16 protein-coding genes are annotated in these 16,238 nt (G+C 47.8%); 9 read left to right on the forward strand and 7 right to left on the reverse strand.

Features of this window, described 5'->3' with window-relative positions; translation table 11 throughout:
* Positions 1–48: 48 nt before the first annotated feature.
* Together L0665_RS01080 and L0665_RS01085 are read left to right on the forward strand one after the other, a co-directional pair.
* Positions 49–1,635, forward strand: a complete 1,587-nt coding sequence (locus L0665_RS01080; RefSeq protein ID WP_274923882.1) for a restriction endonuclease subunit S — start codon at positions 49–51, stop codon at positions 1,633–1,635.
* Between the two features lie 97 nt (positions 1,636–1,732).
* Positions 1,733–1,915 carry a hypothetical protein gene (locus L0665_RS01085; protein WP_274923883.1) on the forward strand — a complete coding sequence of 61 codons (183 nt, stop codon included), beginning with the start codon at positions 1,733–1,735 and terminating at the stop codon, positions 1,913–1,915.
* A 782-nt stretch (positions 1,916–2,697) separates the two neighbouring features.
* Here the strand turns inward: L0665_RS01085 and L0665_RS01090 are convergent.
* Positions 2,698–4,680, reverse strand: a complete 1,983-nt coding sequence (locus tag L0665_RS01090; RefSeq protein WP_274923884.1) for a beta-propeller domain-containing protein — start codon at positions 4,678–4,680, stop codon at positions 2,698–2,700.
* 162 nt (positions 4,681–4,842) lie between these two features.
* Positions 4,843–5,028 (reverse strand): YegP family protein, encoded by a 186-nt coding sequence (locus tag L0665_RS01095; RefSeq protein WP_062398771.1) that lies wholly within the window; start codon positions 5,026–5,028, stop codon positions 4,843–4,845.
* 580 nt (positions 5,029–5,608) lie between these two features.
* Between L0665_RS01095 and L0665_RS01100 the strand changes: the two genes are divergently transcribed.
* From L0665_RS01100 to L0665_RS01120, 5 genes are all read left to right on the forward strand, one after another.
* Positions 5,609–6,196 (forward strand): flavin reductase family protein, encoded by a 588-nt coding sequence (locus L0665_RS01100; RefSeq protein ID WP_274923885.1) that lies wholly within the window; start codon positions 5,609–5,611, stop codon positions 6,194–6,196.
* Between the two features lie 375 nt (positions 6,197–6,571).
* The gene (locus L0665_RS01105; protein WP_274923886.1) at positions 6,572–7,756 is read left to right on the forward strand and encodes an argininosuccinate synthase; all 1,185 of its coding nucleotides are present in this window, start codon (positions 6,572–6,574) and stop codon (positions 7,754–7,756) included.
* An 87-nt stretch (positions 7,757–7,843) separates the two neighbouring features.
* Positions 7,844–9,337 (forward strand): methanogenesis marker 14 protein, encoded by a 1,494-nt coding sequence (locus L0665_RS01110; protein WP_274923887.1) that lies wholly within the window; start codon positions 7,844–7,846, stop codon positions 9,335–9,337.
* A 14-nt stretch (positions 9,338–9,351) separates the two neighbouring features.
* The gene (locus L0665_RS01115; RefSeq protein ID WP_274923888.1) at positions 9,352–9,591 is read left to right on the forward strand and encodes a hypothetical protein; all 240 of its coding nucleotides are present in this window, start codon (positions 9,352–9,354) and stop codon (positions 9,589–9,591) included.
* A gap of 80 nt (positions 9,592–9,671) precedes the next feature.
* Positions 9,672–9,950 carry a hypothetical protein gene (locus L0665_RS01120; protein WP_274923889.1) on the forward strand — a complete coding sequence of 93 codons (279 nt, stop codon included), beginning with the start codon at positions 9,672–9,674 and terminating at the stop codon, positions 9,948–9,950.
* 10 nt (positions 9,951–9,960) lie between these two features.
* Here L0665_RS01120 and argF read toward each other — a convergent pair whose 3' ends face one another.
* From argF to L0665_RS01140, 4 genes are read right to left on the reverse strand one after another with little or no spacing between them, the layout of a single operon-like run.
* A complete protein-coding gene (argF, locus tag L0665_RS01125) occupies positions 9,961–10,875 on the reverse strand; it encodes an ornithine carbamoyltransferase (protein WP_274923890.1) in 915 nt (304 codons plus the stop codon).
* A complete protein-coding gene (gene purD / locus L0665_RS01130; protein WP_274925693.1) occupies positions 10,872–12,164 on the reverse strand; it encodes a phosphoribosylamine--glycine ligase in 1,293 nt (430 codons plus the stop codon). The genes argF and purD overlap by 4 nt, the downstream gene beginning before the upstream one ends.
* A 28-nt stretch (positions 12,165–12,192) precedes the next feature.
* Entirely contained in the window at positions 12,193–12,708 is a 516-nt protein-coding gene (gene pyrE, locus L0665_RS01135; protein WP_274925694.1) for an orotate phosphoribosyltransferase, read from the reverse strand.
* Positions 12,709–12,740: 32 nt separating this feature from the next.
* Positions 12,741–13,232 (reverse strand): CDP-2,3-bis-(O-geranylgeranyl)-sn-glycerol synthase, encoded by a 492-nt coding sequence (locus L0665_RS01140; protein WP_274923891.1) that lies wholly within the window; start codon positions 13,230–13,232, stop codon positions 12,741–12,743.
* A 296-nt stretch (positions 13,233–13,528) separates the two neighbouring features.
* Between L0665_RS01140 and tes the strand changes: the two genes are divergently transcribed.
* Both tes and L0665_RS01150 read left to right on the forward strand, forming a co-directional pair.
* Positions 13,529–15,031 (forward strand): tetraether lipid synthase Tes, encoded by a 1,503-nt coding sequence (tes, locus tag L0665_RS01145; RefSeq protein WP_420847013.1) that lies wholly within the window; start codon positions 13,529–13,531, stop codon positions 15,029–15,031.
* Positions 15,032–15,104: 73 nt separating this feature from the next.
* Entirely contained in the window at positions 15,105–15,902 is a 798-nt protein-coding gene (locus L0665_RS01150; RefSeq protein WP_274923892.1) for an ATP-grasp domain-containing protein, read from the forward strand.
* Here the strand turns inward: L0665_RS01150 and L0665_RS01155 are convergent.
* Positions 15,899–16,183 (reverse strand): UPF0058 family protein, encoded by a 285-nt coding sequence (locus L0665_RS01155; RefSeq protein ID WP_274923893.1) that lies wholly within the window; start codon positions 16,181–16,183, stop codon positions 15,899–15,901. The genes L0665_RS01150 and L0665_RS01155 overlap by 4 nt on opposite strands.
* Positions 16,184–16,238 lie beyond the last annotated feature (55 nt).

Genomic DNA, 16,238 nt, shown 5'->3' on the forward strand with positions numbered 1-16,238 from the left:
GCAAAGGGCGGCATCCCGAAACTCCGGGAGACCATCCTTCAGCTGGCCGTGCAGGGCAGACTCGTCCCCCAGAATCCGGAGGATGAACCGGCATCCGTTCTTCTGGAGAGGATTCAGGCGGAGAAGGCGAGGCTTGTTAAAGAGGGGAAGATAAAAAAGCAGAAGGCTCTCCCACCGGTTGATGAGAGCGATGTGCCGTATGAACTGCCGGAGAAGTGGGTTTGGACGAAATTGCAAAACATTGGAACTATAAATCCAAGAAATCAGGATATTTCTGATGATTTAGAAACTTCATTTATTCCAATGCCCTACATCTCAGAAAAATATGGAATTCCACCCATATCTGACGTAAAAAATTGGAGTGAAATAAAAAGCGGTTACACTCATTTTGGAGAAAATGATGTAGTTTTGGCAAAAATTACACCATGTTTTCAAAATGGGAAATCTGCCCACATAATTAATCTGAAAAATGGTATTGGAGCAGGTACGACAGAATTACATGTTTTCAGGGGTTTTTGGAATCAATTAAATCCAAAATATGTTCTATTATATCTCAAATCACCAAATTTTATTTTAGGGGGCATTCCAAAAATGACCGGATCAGCAGGTCAAAAAAGAATTCCTAAAGATTATTTTGCAGGTAATCCTTTCCCCATCCCCCCTCTCGCCGAACAGCACCGCATCGTCGAACGGGTGGACACCCTGATGAAACTCTGTGACGAACTCGAAGTCCGGCAGAACACCGAGTCAGAAAGGCGGCGGATGCTTCTCTTATCCTCGTTAAACGCCATCTTTGATACAAAAGAACCTGACGGGGCTGCGACGGCACGGGAGATTCTGCACGATAAATTCGACCTGCTCTTTGACGACAAAAAGAGCATTGCGGAACTCAGAAAGACCATATTGCAGCTTGCGGTGCAGGGCCGCCTTGTGGAGCAGAATCCAGAGGACGAACTGGCATCCGTTCTTTTGGAGAAGATTCAGGTAGAGAAGGCGAGGCTGGTGAAGGAAGGGAAGATAAAGAAGCAGAAGGCTCTGCCGCCTGTTGATTTGGATGAAGTGCCGTATGATCTGCCGGAGGGATGGGTTTGGACGAGGTTAGGTGAATTAATTGAATTAATCTCAGGACAACATATTCAAAAATCGGATTATTATGATTTCCCACAAGGTATCCCATATATTACTGGACCAATAGATTTTGGAGAGAAATATCCTATTATTTCAAAATGGACTGATAAACCAAAAACAATATCGAAGAAGAACAATATTCTGGTTACGGTTAAAGGTGCAGGATTAGGAAAAAATAATTTAGTCAATCTTCAAGAATTAGCTATTAGTCGTCAATTAATGGCTTTAAATTGTATTAAAGTAGATTATAAATACATATTTATTTTAATCAAATCGAAATATAATTATTTCCAAAAAAAAGGTGTAGGGATTGCTATACCTGGTATTTGCCGTGATGACGTTACTTTTATTATTCTTCCACTCCCCCCCCTCACCGAACAGCACCGCATCGTCGAACGGGTGGACACCCTGATGAAACTCTGCGACGAACTCGAAGAGCGGGTGTCGGCAAAAGAAGATGCGGCAGAGAGGCTTCTGTTGTCTGTCTGTGACGGTATCTGCGGGTGAAGGATACCCACCCCCTGGCAGATACCCCAGCAGATTAACTGGCATATACCCCCACTCCACAATTTTTATTACCGTTATATTCAATATGACAATTATAATGGCTCCAACGATAGTGGTCTCCTCTGACACCAAAGAGAACCTGAGGAAGTTCGGCGAAAAGGGAGAGACCTTTGACCAGATCATCAGGCGGCTGATGGAGGATGCCTGCTGGAGAAAGGCGGATGCACGCTGGAACATAATTCTTGAAGATGAGGAATTCACGCCTCTTGCAGACCTGTGAGGCATCCTATTTTTTTCTCCCTAAACGTAAAATTGCGTGAAACCAAGCGGCACGAATATGGACAGAAAAAGGGAGGTAACATACCTGAAAAGAGTGGGAAAATGGCGAAGACGGAGACAAAAAACGCACCCACACATAAGCCCGGAGCGGCCGGTTCTCAGTCGAGACGGCCAATACATCCTCCCTAAATATCTGACAATAGAGACCGCCAAATAATCAACATTATGCCGTTTTTTCAGCAAATAAAAGGCATTACAGCCATCTTTTTCCAGCTGAAAAAGAGATCCAAATATACGCCCATTTTACCCTTAAATTTCCCAACGCAGGAAATCAAAAAGGGTGGTAGAAGGGACATAAAATGAGGGGGAACAAAGTGGAGAAATTGTCGAAATATGGGGGAGAAAACACATACACACAGAAGCCCGGAGTGACCGGTTCTCAGCCAGGGCAGCCAATACATCCTCCCAAAATACCCACCAATAGAGGCCGCCCAATAATCCACAATAAACCGTATTTATAGCAAACAAAAGGCATTATACCCGTATTTTTTTGAAAGAAAAAGACATCCAAAAATACGCCCATTTTACCCTCCAATCCCCAAACACAGGACTTAAAAAAGGGTGGAAAAAGGACACACAAAAAAACCGGGACCAAACCAAATCGGCCCTGATTATTGCCTCTTTCATCCTCCAGGGAATTCATCCCCGGAGAATTCATTCAGGAAGCATTTCTGCAGAACCGATTATTCAATCATCACATCCGGAACCGGCCAGGGGCCGTCATCATACCTGTATGCCATCATAGCCGACATTCCCGCCATACCCGCCGGAGATGGGAAGGGTAACTGTCCCATACACCATCTCCGGATGTTCCAGACCACTAATAACCATCTTTGTGCGTGAAACGGTATAGAGCACATCATCCATGTAAAGCGATCGCAGCACAGAGTCAGGGGATCCCCAGTAATATCCGGACTGTGGGTCTGCGTTGTGCGTCACCGTCCCCTTCAGAACAAACCCGGTCTCTGGTGTCAGGCCATAGACATAGGCTCCCTGCCAGTATTTTGTCGAGTAGGCATCATATGACTTCCCTGTCACTGGCACCTTCACGATTTCATGCACCGGAAGGACAAGAATTCCCCGTGATGCATCAAAGAGAAACGCCTTGTGATCATTCAGTGCCTCAGAGTCAGTGCCCGGAAGACCTATCTCCACCGTATCAACCTCAGTCGGGTTATTCACATCAGCAACATCGAAGAGTGTCATCTTCAGCCCGCCGGTGGTGAACCCGCCCCACTCATTTGCCACCGTCTCCTTACCGATACCGATGATGTGAGTATCATCATACGGATGCAGGTAATCAGAGTAGCCGGGCAGCTTCAGTTCGCCGAGGACAGCAGGATTTTCCGGGTCTGAAAGGTCGATGACAAAGAACGGGTCCATCTGTTTGAACGTCACCAGATACAACCGGTCACCGACAAACCGGGCGGCATATATTCTCTCGTCCGGAGCGATGTATTCCAGTTTTCCTATTATGGCAAGGTCGGGACCAAGAACATAGACATTGTTGTACTGCACCCGTGCATCCCGTGTCCACTCGTTAACCGTTGTGGCAACTCTGAGATTGCCCTTGTATTCATCAAGAGAAAACTGATTCAGAAGGTGGCCAGGGAATGTTCCGGTGGCCGCATATGCTATTTCACCCTTTGCAACAGAGAAACGGTGAACCACAGACTGTTCACGGGGCTCTCCTGATGCCTCGTTAAACCCGTCCCATCCTCCCCGGTAATATGGCTGCTGCCACTCGTAGGCGATGTAAATATTCTCATCAGACACATAGAGCGTGGTCCCGTATCCCAGCAAAAAAGATTCTGCATCGGTGACCGTCCCGTCACGGATATCAAAGGATGTGGCAGTGGTAAACTGCCATGAATACCCCGGCATATCCGGCACAGAAACGGGTGGCTGTGCGATGAGTGTGTCACCGTCACGCACCTCCGGCATCTGCAGCATATCCCCGTAGCGCGACACCGATTCACGGGTAAAGAGGAAGACATCTGTTCCCTTCATGCGGCCGTCAGAATACGTGCCGCTCACCATCAGGTCACGAACGATTTTGGGTGCTGTCCGGTCACTGACATCATACACATAGACATGTGTCACATCCCGGGTGTACGGAACAGGTGCCGCACTCCCCTCTGGATGAATAAAGGACGTTTCACGAAGCGAGGAAAAAACCGCAAGCCGGTCGCCCGAAAGAAACAGATTTGAAGGAGTGCCGGTGAGCGGTGTGTCAGAAACAATCCCCGCACCAAGAGGGGGATAGGCATCCACAACGACCAACCGGCCACCACTTACCAGATAGATGTATTTCCCGTCATTTTTAATGAAATCAGCTTCATCGACTCCTGCCACCTGGACATTCGTGGACGAATACGTCTCTGCCTCATCTGAATTCTCTCCTTTCCATGCCTGCGGTAGCGTAGCCGCCGGAACCGGTGCCGGTGGCATTGCACTGTCAGTTATTGATTCCTCTGTAGCAACACGGACAATGCCACCCATGCCCATAGAACTGGTCGTATACCCATTGTCCGCCTGCGGCATACTGTCCAGATATGCAGACAGCGATGAAGCCGACGTAAATACCTGTATCCCGGATATATTCTCCGTTCCGGAAGGTTGTTCTGCAAGAATACCCGCACCGACAATAAGACAGATGACGACAATGCCGGCACCCAAAAGCCCTCTGATTACATTTTGATTCATTGTTATCCCCACACACCCATTATCCTGTAATGTGCTTCTATTGGAGAATGGGGGATAATTAAGTATCTTTGACTACGAATATTTTCGAACCTATCAAAAAAAAAAGAGATGTCGCAAACTCATGGGGGGGTTACAAATAAATGTCCGAATTTTGTTCAGATGCTACAGTTCCAGTTCAATAATCTCCGCATCAGGAGCGTTTTTTCGTATACTTGCAATACCTTTCATACATGAAGCTTTGGAGGAATAACCCTGGCCGATTGCAATGGTCTGACCATTCGCTGCTTTTAGACGGAATCGGTATTCCCCAGAGCGATCCTTATAAATCTCAAATTTCCCATGAGGCATGTAACCACTACCCCACATATGGAATGACACTATAAAAAGGTTCGCCGAAATTATCCCTGCTGCAGTAGTGACCATCATTTTTCCGGCACATTTTCATCCGGATAATACGTCAGGAGCGACCAAAAGCGCGGAAGGCTAAACCCTGTAATTTTTTATTCGACCAACACTCAAATAACAGCCGAAAACGTCAATTATTTCCAGAAAACCCCAATATATCGAATAAATTTATCACAACAACAGCTAAATTACCACAGAAATTCGGGAATATTACGGAAAACTGAAAGATAAAACGGGTATCCACATGCTCTCGCCACATTATAGTTGCCCAAAGAATCATAATATTTAAAGGTTTTTATTTTTGACCTGCCGCACGATGAAATCATTCATTCCCGGACGGCATATTTACATGAACCTGACGGCAGATTCATAATTATTTTTCACGATAATCTGACGGGACACCACCACGACAGCCCCGGGACTTCAGCTGCTCATATGTCCACTATGATATCCTGCCCAGTTCCTCATCCGGCACCCCAAAGAGACCGTAACAATTATCTGGATGCCGTGAATTATGTGACGCATGAAAAAATCCATCACACCGGTGCCGCTTCTCTACCCCAACCCGGTGCTCCTCATCTGTACATACAGCAGTGACGGAAGGCCGGATGCAATGACCGCAGCATGGGCCGGCATATGCTGTTCAAAACCACCCTGCATCTCAGTGGGTATCCAAAAGTCACGGCAGACCTGGGAAAACATCAAAGACCGGGGTGAATTTATGGTCTGTATTCCACCAGAATCCCTCGTCAAAGAGACAGATTACTTTGGTATCGCTTCAGGAAAAAACCTGAACAAGTTTACCGAGACCGGTCTGACACCGGTAACAAGCGATGTCATTGAAGCACCATACATTGAAGAATGCCCCATTGCAATTGCCTGCAGGGCACGAAACCTGATGCCCATCGGTTCGCATATACTCATTATCGGTGAAATTCTCTCGATACTCGCAGATGAAGATGCCTGCGGGGAAGATGGAATACCGGATATGAGTTTAATCAGGCCACTTCTGTATGATTCACTAAAAAAGACCTATTACACCATCGGGGAACCGTCAGGCAAGGCATTTTCGTCCGGGATGAAATTCCGGCGCACCGTACAAGAACCCTGACCGTTCACAACAGTGGATTATGTCTGCTAACGTCCGGTATCACTCTTTATCTCCCACCCCTTTTTTTCCCACATAAACCGAAAAAACAGGCAAACACATACAGCAGCATCCGGGAGAGAAACAGGATAAAACCCAGATAATGAAATTCAGAGGAAAAACCCGGATAATAAAATAAAGAGGAAAAACAGGATAAATGCAGTATCTTCCCACACAGAATATCTCCTGTATATATACCAATACTGCTGTATATTTGCATATTTTTCTACAAAACAGGACGCGATGAGATAATCCAGCGTAATGATATGACTTTATACCTATTCTAACGCATAATATAGAAGCAGAATCTTTATTCTGAATATACAGGAGAATACCATCATGGGAAAGGGAACAGTAATTCTTGCATTTTCCGGAGGCCTTGACACATCAATCTGTGTACCCCTCCTCAAAGAACAGTATGGATTTGACACCGTCATTACCGTTGCAGTCGATGTCGGTCAGCCGGAAAAAGACATGCAGATGGCCACCGAAAAAGGTGAGCTGATTGCAGACAAGCACTACACCATTGACATCAAAGAGCGGTTTGTCACAGAACAGCTCTTCCCGTCAATCAAGGCAAACGGTTCATACGAAGGCTATCCTATGGGAACAGCCCTTGCCCGCCCTCTTATTGCTGAAGAGATTGCAAAAATCGCCCGGGCAGAAGGAGCGACCACCGTCTCCCACGGCTGTACAGGGAAAGGCAATGACCAGCTGCGGTTCGACTTTGTCTTCCGCAAGGAAGGTCTTGACATCATCGCACCGATGCGTGAGATGAACCTGACACGTGAGTGGGAAATGGATTACGCCGAAAAACACGGCATTCCGGTACCCGTCGCAAAGGACAAACCCTACTCCGTTGATGAAAACTGCTGGAGCAGATCCATTGAGGGCGGACAGCTGGAAGACCCCGCATTCCACCCCCCTGAGGACATCTATGCATGGACCGTATCAGCCTCTGCAGCACCCGATGAACCACGCGAACTGGTTTTAGGGTTTGAGAACGGTGTGCCTGTCTCTCTGGACGGCGAACGCCTCGGTGGCTATGCACTCATCCGGAAACTCAACGAGATTGCAGGTGCCTGCGGTGTCGGCAGAAATGATATGATCGAAGACCGGATTTTAGGCCTTAAGGCCCGTGAGATCTATGAACACCCGGCAGCAACCGTTCTTCTGAAGGCACATGCTGACCTTGAACGCCTCGTCCTCACCCGGCACGAACTGGCATTCAAAGCAATTGTGGATGATAAATGGTCGGAACTGGGATACATGGGCCTTATCGATGAACCACTCTTCCAGGCACTCTCTGCCTTTATTGACAAAACACAGGAACGGGTCACCGGCACCGTTGATCTTATACTCTTTAAAGGCAGCGTGACCGTTGCCGGAAGGAGCGCAAAGGAAGCTATCTATTCCGATGATCTTGTATCCTTTGAAAGTACAACAATCGATCAGAATGATGCAGTCGGCTTCTCTGCCTACTATGGATTCCAGGCACGATTAGTCTCACAAATCAAAAAATAACCCAAATTTTCATTTTTTTCGCAACGATTTATTTGCTGTCCGGAGGTATCGATAAATATAACATCAGATAGTCGATAACGGTCTATTATGTGTGCCTTTTTCGATCGGTTTAAAAAACCAACACCAAATATCGTAGAAAGTCCCCCCCCGCCAATATCAGGACAGGGTGCAGGGCTTCAGAAACCGGAGTACCGGGTGAAGCCCTATTTCATCGTTGCATCTGTTGAGATGGGCAATACCACCACCAAATGTATCCTTACCGGCACAAACATGGAGACCGGACGTTCCTATATTATTCACAAAACGGTTTCAATGAGCCGTGACGTCCGACTGCCCAAACCCGGTGAAGAAATTTTTGGAACAACCCTTGTGGGCACTCCTATTACAAAGGAGTCTGTTGCAGAACTCGTCAGAGATACCCTGATAAAATGCCATAAGGATGCAGGGCTTTCCATTAAGGATGACCTGGACTTTGTGGTGCGCTCAACCGGTGTCGTTGCTGCAATGGATTCCCCGGACCAGGTAGGCGATTTCGTGAAGTCACTTGCAAACGGGTGTCTGATGGCCGGGGTGCCGCCAAAGAAGATGACACCCCCCATGTCAAAAGATAATCTCCCCAAAAAACTCCAGCCCTTTAGTTTTGCAGACAAAGTAACCTTCTGCGGCACTGTTGCAGGAGTCACCCCCCCTATCGGTTCATCAGGGGTTGAACTGGTGGCAAACGAGATGGAGGGAGAACTCGCAATGGCAGGAATGAAGGAAGGTGCGAAATGGACCACGGTTGATTTCAGAAATCCCTGCCTCTCAATTGATTTCGGCACCACCCTGGACGGCAGAATCACGAGTTACGTCGATCCAAAGGCTGAATATCCCTTTGCACGAACCATCGGCAATTTCTGTGGTCTTGCAGGCGCCATTCCTGATGCCATCGTCCGCGGCACGGGGCTGGTGCAGGAAGGAAAGGGAACGGCACTTGACCTCTTTGGAGAGAAAAGCATTGTCGGTGGTCTTTCCCGGAGAAAGAATGCAATCGTCCTTGAATATGAAGAGCAGGCCCATGAAAATATTGACATCCGGATTGTCCCCCCTGACCGCAAACACTTCGGTAAGGTGCCACTCTGTGCTGATATTGCCATGGAATCAGGTATTGCCCTGATTGGCTGCGATAGCGGGACAGATTACAGCGGAGAAGAGATACTCAAGGAAATTGGGGCAGATATATATAGAAATCATGGGAAAGATGTCCTTACACAGGTCATTGACCATGTCTGTGCACGAATGGCCCTGCGCCTCCTGGATGTCGCAGCAGAGGAGAATCTGATTCCCCCGAACGCATCCATCGGATTCACCGGTCGGGCAGCAATATCCGGCAGAAAACCGGAGATAATCATGGAAGGGATCACAGAACGTGGCCTCTTTGATAATCCAAATGACCATGTCGTCTTCGTTGATGACGGACTGGCACGCGGTGCGTCACTCATGGGACGCTGCATGCTCTCCCTCGGGAAACCAAAAGAACCCATTGGAGGCGTACGCGGCGGACCGTGTATTATGAACAGGCGTATGAAGATTGGAAAATAAATGGAACAACACACATGACAGAAGGTAAATTTGACTTAATAATACCGCCAGGCGTTCCCCGCAGTATAATCTTTGCGATCGATAAAGAATATGACGACGTTGAAGTGGTCATGAGAAAACGGCAACTCTACTTTGCAAACATGGAGGGAGATTCCCGGGAACTGCTCGCTTTCCGTGGCACACGGGAACGTATTGAGAAGGTGCAGGAAGACCTGTACAACCGGCTGGATGCCTTTATCTCAGAAGATAAATGAGATAAAGACCAAAAAAATACCTTTTTTAACAAACCAATTCCAAAACCCTATTATTCTGAATCGCGAATACTCTCATTATAATGGTCTGGATAAAGTCCATCGAAAATAATTATGTCAATGTTGACAGCATCATCTCAATTACCTTTGACACCAAGTGCAATGCATTTGTAGCAGTAGTCGGCCACCGTGACATCAGACTTCAGCACAAAATATACCAGCATAAAACACTGGAAAGCATTCTGCAGGGGACATCACCAAAGGGAGATGACGAAATTCTGGAAGATATGATCCTGATTATTGAAGATGCAAAAAAAAGCGGCGAATTGCCGATTATTGATTTTATGAAGTTAATGAATTAATACCAAAAAATCATTTTATTCCCAGAAGCATCGTTAAGAGAGCTTTCTGGGCATGCAAACGATTTTCAGCCTGGTCCCATACAATGGAGGCAGGGCCGTCCATCACCGCAGCGGAAATTTCCTCACCACGATGAGCAGGAAGACAGTGCATCACCTTTACTCCATCAGCAGCGTTCTGCATCAGAGCGTCGTCCACCGTAAACCCTGCAAAGGAACGGAGCCGGGCATCATGTTCGTTTTCACTCCCCATTGAGGTCCATGTGTCAGTATAGATGACATCCGCACCTGAAACGGCCTTTTCCGGGGATGTGCATATTTCATACCGTGCATTTACACAGTCAGCCTCGTTTAGAATCTCCTCTTTTGGCTGGAACCCGTCAGGGGACGCAACAGCCATACTATAGCCTGCCATCGGTGCTGCAAGGAGGAGTGAATTGCAGACATTATTGCTGTCACCGACGTATGCCACCCTGAGGCCTTCCGTTGTTCCAAACGTCTCTTTCATCGTCATGATGTCTGCAAGGATCTGACAGGGGTGTTCTTTATCGGAAAGACCATTTATGACCGGAATGTCTGCATATTTTGCAAGTTCAACTGCCGTCTCATGCCGATAGGAACGGATCATGATGAGGGAGAGATACCGCGAGAGGACACGGGCGGTGTCCCGGACCTCTTCTCCACGGCCCAGCTGCATGTCATCCGGATTCATAAAAAGGGCGTGTCCACCCAGTTCAAACATCCCCACTTCAAAGGAAGTACGCGTCCGGGTAGACGCTTTCTCAAAGATCATCCCCAGTGCGCACTTTCGCGGCAGAGAATGGTCTGTACCTGCGATGCGCAGTGCTTTGAGATGAATCGCAGAGTCAACAATACCATGCAGTTCAGCGGTGGAAAGATCCAGGATGGAGAGGAGATCACGTTTCATCTTATTTCCCTCATATGGGCCATCCGCCTCTCAAGGACTTCCTCCGTGCCGATATCACGGCGGTACCGGACAGCACCTGTCACCGATTCAACAGCCTTCTGTGCCTGCATCTCAGCCTCTGCAAGCGTGTCCCCAAGGCCGACAAAGGCAAGAGTGCGGGACGTCTGGGTAAAATACGCACCGTCTTCAAGGGTGATATTGGCAAAGTAGAGTTTCGCATCCCCATAATCACCAACAGTGAGGGGCTTTCCCTTCTGCGGCGCATCAGGATATCCTTCCGGCACCAGATATTTACAGACCGATGCCTGCGGTGCAAAGGATACATCAGCCGGTGTGAGCGTACCTGCTGCCATTTTGACCAGAGTCGCTGCAAAGTCAGATGTGAGAAGCGTAAGAAGGTTCATCGCCTCGGGATCCCCAAACCGCGCATTGAATTCAATCACTTTTGGCCCGTCTGCCGTATTCATGAACTGGCCATAGAGGAACCCTACATAGGGGAGGCCTTCTGTGTTCAGCGCAGAAATGACCTTTTCCATAATGGCAAATGCCCGGGATTTGTCTGCATCGGTGACAAACGGGAAGGAGTGATCTTCCATGGAATATGACCCCATACCCCCGGTGTTTGGCCCGACATCTCCTTCATATGCCCGTTTGTGGTCCTGGACAAGAGGCATTGGCACAAGATGTGAGCCATCAACGAATGCCATCAGGGTGAACTCTTCACCAATGAGCCGTTCTTCGAGAACTACCTCGCCACCTATCTCTCGGATGTAGTCTTTTGCACCTTCACGGTCGAGGTGCTCACCCATTATCTTCACCCCTTTGCCGCCGGTCAGTCCAATAGGCTTTATGGCAAGGTCTGCATCATGTGCATCGATATACCTGCATGCATCCTCCGGATCGTGGAACGCCGCATATCCCGGGCATCCCTCAATCCCATGATCACGCATCAGGTTCCGGCAGAATTCCTTGTCAGTCTCAAGCCGTGCGGCTTCTTTTTGTGGACCAATGCAGGAAATGCCACGGGCAGCGAGTTCATCAGCGAGGCCTGCCTGCAGTGGTGCCTCAGGGCCAATGACTGCATAAAGAATCCCATGTGACTCTGCATAATCAGCAACCCGACCTGTTTCTGTTTCTTTACAGATACACACATCTGCAGAAAGTGCAGCGATACCGGGGTTTTCCTTCCCCATCACAGAATAGATTTCAACGTTGCTGCTACGTGAAAGGGCATCGGCTATTGCATGCTCTCTGCCCCCTCCACCCACAACAAGAATTTTCATATTTATTATTGCGTAGCAGACAGTTAAAAGGTTATTATTGACGGAGAAGGTCAGAGACACGGACGAGCGGAACCAGAGTCACACCGGCATCATTCAGGAGGCGGGATGCCCCCTGTTCACGGTCCACAACGGTCACGACAGTCTCCACCACAGCACCGGCATCCCGGAGCGCATTGATGCCATACATGACACTTCCCCCGGATGTTGTCACATCTTCAACCAGAAGCACATGCTTCCCTTTCACATCACCGATGATAGTGCCGCCCACACCATACGCCTTCTCTCCTTTTCGGATGATGGCATAGGGCTTGTCAGACGCTAAGGATGCGGCAACAGCGATGGGCACCGCACCAACTGCAACACCGGCGACACAGTCATATGCCCCCATTTCGTCAGAGATGGCGTGGCCGATTGCCGCAAGCAGGGCAGGCTGGGTCGCTGCATCTTTGATATTAATATAATACGTGCTCTTCTGTCCGGACGCAAGGGTGAAATCACCGAACTGTATTGCCCCGTATGTAACGAGGGACTCTTTCACTGTTGTATTCATTGTTTCATTCGCTGTTGTATTCACTGAATTATCTACCATGGTACGTCTTTCACTCCTATGAGATAGCCAATAATATTTGCTCCGCGATGGAGAAGGGGGGTCAGAATGATAATCCAGACCAGTATAAGGGGAGTGATGGTGGCAATTACCCACGCATAATTAAAGATAAGAAGCAGGGCAAACGCTCCAAATACGAGATCATACTGGTCTGCTATCAGCCATTCTTCCCCACGGACTTTGTTGAGGCGCCGTTTGGCAAAACTCTTCACCATATCTCCCAGAAGGGCACCAAATGCAAGGCAGACCACAACGGAAGGTGTCAGTAGTGAGATGCCAAGGTACGGCTCTAATGCCATCTGAATCATCCCTATGACAATTCCCGACAGTACACCACCAAAAAAACCGCGCCAGGTCTTGCCATTCCCCAGCATTCGTCTTCCGTCACGCCAGTTTCTCCCGCCATCGATTGGTCTTCCGCCGCCAAAAACAGCAGCCGCTGAATTTGGAAGATACGCAGGAATCATAATCCAGAAAGCGAGGAGTAAAGAAAACAGGATGTCATATATACTGATACAAATTCCTCCCCGGAAGTACAGGAAGTATAAGACTGAAAGAAATCATTAAGGTATCGGATTACTATTTACTGCTAAATCATTTCAGGATTATTCGCTAAATATGCGCAACCAAACAATTTCAGCATTGTTTCGCGGACAAATTTTACCAGAAAAAATTGTCGGAAAAACAATCCTTAATACAGACGGGATGAATAATAGAGAACAGTCGTTGATTTTAGATACATGATAACTCCGCGTGATGTTCAATGGTGACATTAAAACAAACAACAAGCCTGTGCCCAAAATGTGGGGCAATTCTGCCGGCAGAAATAATTGAAGAGGACGGAAAGATTTTCATCGTGCGGGAATGCCCTGAGCATGGGGTGAGTAAAGATCTCTATTGGTCCGATGCAGAGATGTATAAAAAATTCGATGTTTTCGAAGGAATTGGACCAGGTATCGACAATCCCCAGAAAGAAGTGGTAAACGGATGTCCGCTGGACTGCGGGCTCTGCAGCAATCATAAATCAGGAACACTGCTTGCAAATATCGACCTGACAAACCGCTGCAATCTTGCCTGTGATTTCTGTTTTGCAAACGCGCATGCATGTGGCTACATCTATGAACCATCCTTTGATGAAATCGTTGCCATGATGCAGCTTCTGCGCGACCAGAAACCGGTTCCGACTCCGGCGGTGCAGTTCTCAGGGGGAGAACCCACCATGAGAGACGATCTCTGTGCCATTGTTAAAAAGGCAAAAGAGATGGGATTCAGCCAGATACAGATTGCCACAAACGGTATTAAAATAGCACAGAATACACAGTATGCAGCAGCCCTGAAAGATGCAGGGGTTTCCACTCTCTACCTTCATTTTGATGGCGTTACCCGGCAGACGAATCCCCTCATTAAAATTAGTAAAAAGGTCATTGAAAGTTGCAGAATAGCAAAACTGGGGGTTGTACTGGTGCCGACCATCATAAACGGCAGAAATGACCATGAAGTCGGAGACATCATCCGGTTTGCAGCAGACAATGTCGATGTTGTCCGCGGGGTCAATTACCAGCCGGTTGCATTCACCGGTGCTGCATCAGCAGAGAATGTGGCAAAAGAACGGGTGACTATTCCTGACCTTGTTCAGAGAATCGAGGAACAGACGGGAGGAAGAATTAAAAAAGATTACTTCTACCCTGTGCCCTGTGTACTCCCATTTTCCGATTTAGTTGAGACCTATACCGGAGAACCACAGGTGCGCTTCACCACCCACCAGCACTGTGGGGCAGCAACCTATGGGTTTGTCACTGAAGACGGTCTCATTCCCATTAATGAGATGATTGATGTGGACGAGTTCTTTGCCGCTGTCAAACAGATGGGAAATAAACTGAACCACGGTGATGGCTCACTGAACAAGTACAAGACTCTCGTCGAAGGAATCAATGACATGAGAGTCGCACTCAAAGATAACAAAATCAGCACCAACACGGCTTTCTGGAAGATTATCGCGCAGACGCTTGTCAAGCATGATTTTGCAGCACTGCGAAAGTTCCACTGGAATGCGCTTTTTATCGGCACCATGCATTTCATGGACAACTACAATTACGACACGGCACGCGTGCAGCGCTGTTGTATCCATTATGCAACCCCGGACGGGACACTGATTCCTTTCTGCACCTACAACAGCGGCCCCGTATACAGAGAAGAAATCTGGCAGAAATATGCACAGCCAATCGTCACAAAGGATAAAATTGTTGATCCTGATACCATCTTCTGAAAAAACAGATATCACACCAGAACAAAATCGAAAACAATAACCCTCTTTTTTCCATTACATTGGAGTTACACAGATGATCTACATTGTTCCAAAACCAACTGACACCCCTGATGACAACTCCACGGGGATGGTCATTCGCGCATTAAAAGACCGTGATTACCCCTATGAACTGCTTGACATAGACACAATAGACCCTTTCTCCCCTGATATTTCAGGAGAGACAATTTGGGTTTGCGGTATTAAACAGGACGGAGTCCAGTTTGAAGTCATCAGCGCCCTGGCACTTGCAAACAGAATGGTAAATGACCCTCACACGATTGCTGTCTGTGCAAGCAAAGCGCAGACCACCGCACGTCTGCTGAAGGCAGGTGTCCCGACACCGGATACCATATTCACCGGTTCACTCATCGAGGCAGAACGGTTTCTGTCCCGCCACGAGAAAGCAGTCTACAAACCCCTCTACGGATATGACGGGAACGGCATCTTCCCGTTCACGGATATTGGTGAACTTCCCGAAGGTCCCTATTATCTCCAGGAATTTGTAGAAAATGATCGCGACTACCGGGTCTTTGTTATTGGCGGGGTTGCGGTGGGGGCCATCGTCCGGGTATCTGACACCTTTGCACACAATATCCATCAGGGAGGATTTGGTAGTGCTCTCACAGAATTACCAGATGCAATGAAAGAGGTTGCTGGAGCTGCTGCACGGGCAATCGGGATTGACTACTGTGGTGTTGACCTGCTGGAACGTGGCGATAGCTATACCGTTCTCGAAGTCAATGGCACACCAAACTGGCACTGTATGGAAGCACCCATCCCTGAACTTCTCGCAGACTACCTCATGAAAGAAGACAAAAAAAATAACGGTTAGGGAAGATAATCAATATCTTTTTCCGTCCGCTGTGCCAGTTCACGCATGCGTGCAGCGATACGGGTCGGAGCTGAATGTTCGTTGTCTTTCATAATTTCTGCAATCTCCTGACCAAGAATAAAGATTGCATGTTTATGCTCCATCTTACTTTTGTGAACCTGACTGGGATCAATTTTCAGGGCGTAATATTCTGAAAAATCATTTTCAGGAGTTTCTTCCTCAAAACTGTCCTTGATCTCTGCCATTATCTTGTGGAGCCTGATTAACTCTTCTTTGTGCACTGTCTCTCACTCACCCGTCCGCTTTTACTGGATAAATCACAAAGAAACCATCTGT

The sequence above is a fragment of the Methanogenium marinum genome, from assembly GCF_028912405.1.
In the GTDB taxonomy this organism is placed as follows: Archaea; Halobacteriota; Methanomicrobia; order Methanomicrobiales; family Methanomicrobiaceae; genus Methanogenium; species Methanogenium marinum.

What these genes read in the sequence shown, in the direction of transcription:
- L0665_RS01085 (WP_274923883.1), top strand. Translation starts at nt 1,733, where the DNA reads ATGGCTCCAACGATAGTGGTCTCCTCTGACACCAAAGAGAACCTGAGG.
- L0665_RS01090 (WP_274923884.1), bottom strand. Translation starts at nt 4,680, where the DNA reads ATGAATCAAAATGTAATCAGAGGGCTTTTGGGTGCCGGCATTGTCGTC.
- L0665_RS01095 (WP_062398771.1), bottom strand. Translation starts at nt 5,028, where the DNA reads ATGCCTCATGGGAAATTTGAGATTTATAAGGATCGCTCTGGGGAATAC.
- L0665_RS01100 (WP_274923885.1), top strand. Translation starts at nt 5,609, where the DNA reads ATGAAAAAATCCATCACACCGGTGCCGCTTCTCTACCCCAACCCGGTG.
- L0665_RS01105 (WP_274923886.1), top strand. Translation starts at nt 6,572, where the DNA reads ATGGGAAAGGGAACAGTAATTCTTGCATTTTCCGGAGGCCTTGACACA.
- L0665_RS01110 (WP_274923887.1), top strand. Translation starts at nt 7,844, where the DNA reads ATGTGTGCCTTTTTCGATCGGTTTAAAAAACCAACACCAAATATCGTA.
- L0665_RS01115 (WP_274923888.1), top strand. Translation starts at nt 9,352, where the DNA reads ATGACAGAAGGTAAATTTGACTTAATAATACCGCCAGGCGTTCCCCGC.
- L0665_RS01120 (WP_274923889.1), top strand. Translation starts at nt 9,672, where the DNA reads ATGGTCTGGATAAAGTCCATCGAAAATAATTATGTCAATGTTGACAGC.
- argF (WP_274923890.1), bottom strand. Translation starts at nt 10,875, where the DNA reads ATGAAACGTGATCTCCTCTCCATCCTGGATCTTTCCACCGCTGAACTG.
- pyrE (WP_274925694.1), bottom strand. Translation starts at nt 12,708, where the DNA reads ATGAATACAACAGTGAAAGAGTCCCTCGTTACATACGGGGCAATACAG.
- L0665_RS01140 (WP_274923891.1), bottom strand. Translation starts at nt 13,232, where the DNA reads ATGATTCCTGCGTATCTTCCAAATTCAGCGGCTGCTGTTTTTGGCGGC.
- tes (WP_420847013.1), top strand. Translation starts at nt 13,529, where the DNA reads ATGGTGACATTAAAACAAACAACAAGCCTGTGCCCAAAATGTGGGGCA.
- L0665_RS01150 (WP_274923892.1), top strand. Translation starts at nt 15,105, where the DNA reads ATGATCTACATTGTTCCAAAACCAACTGACACCCCTGATGACAACTCC.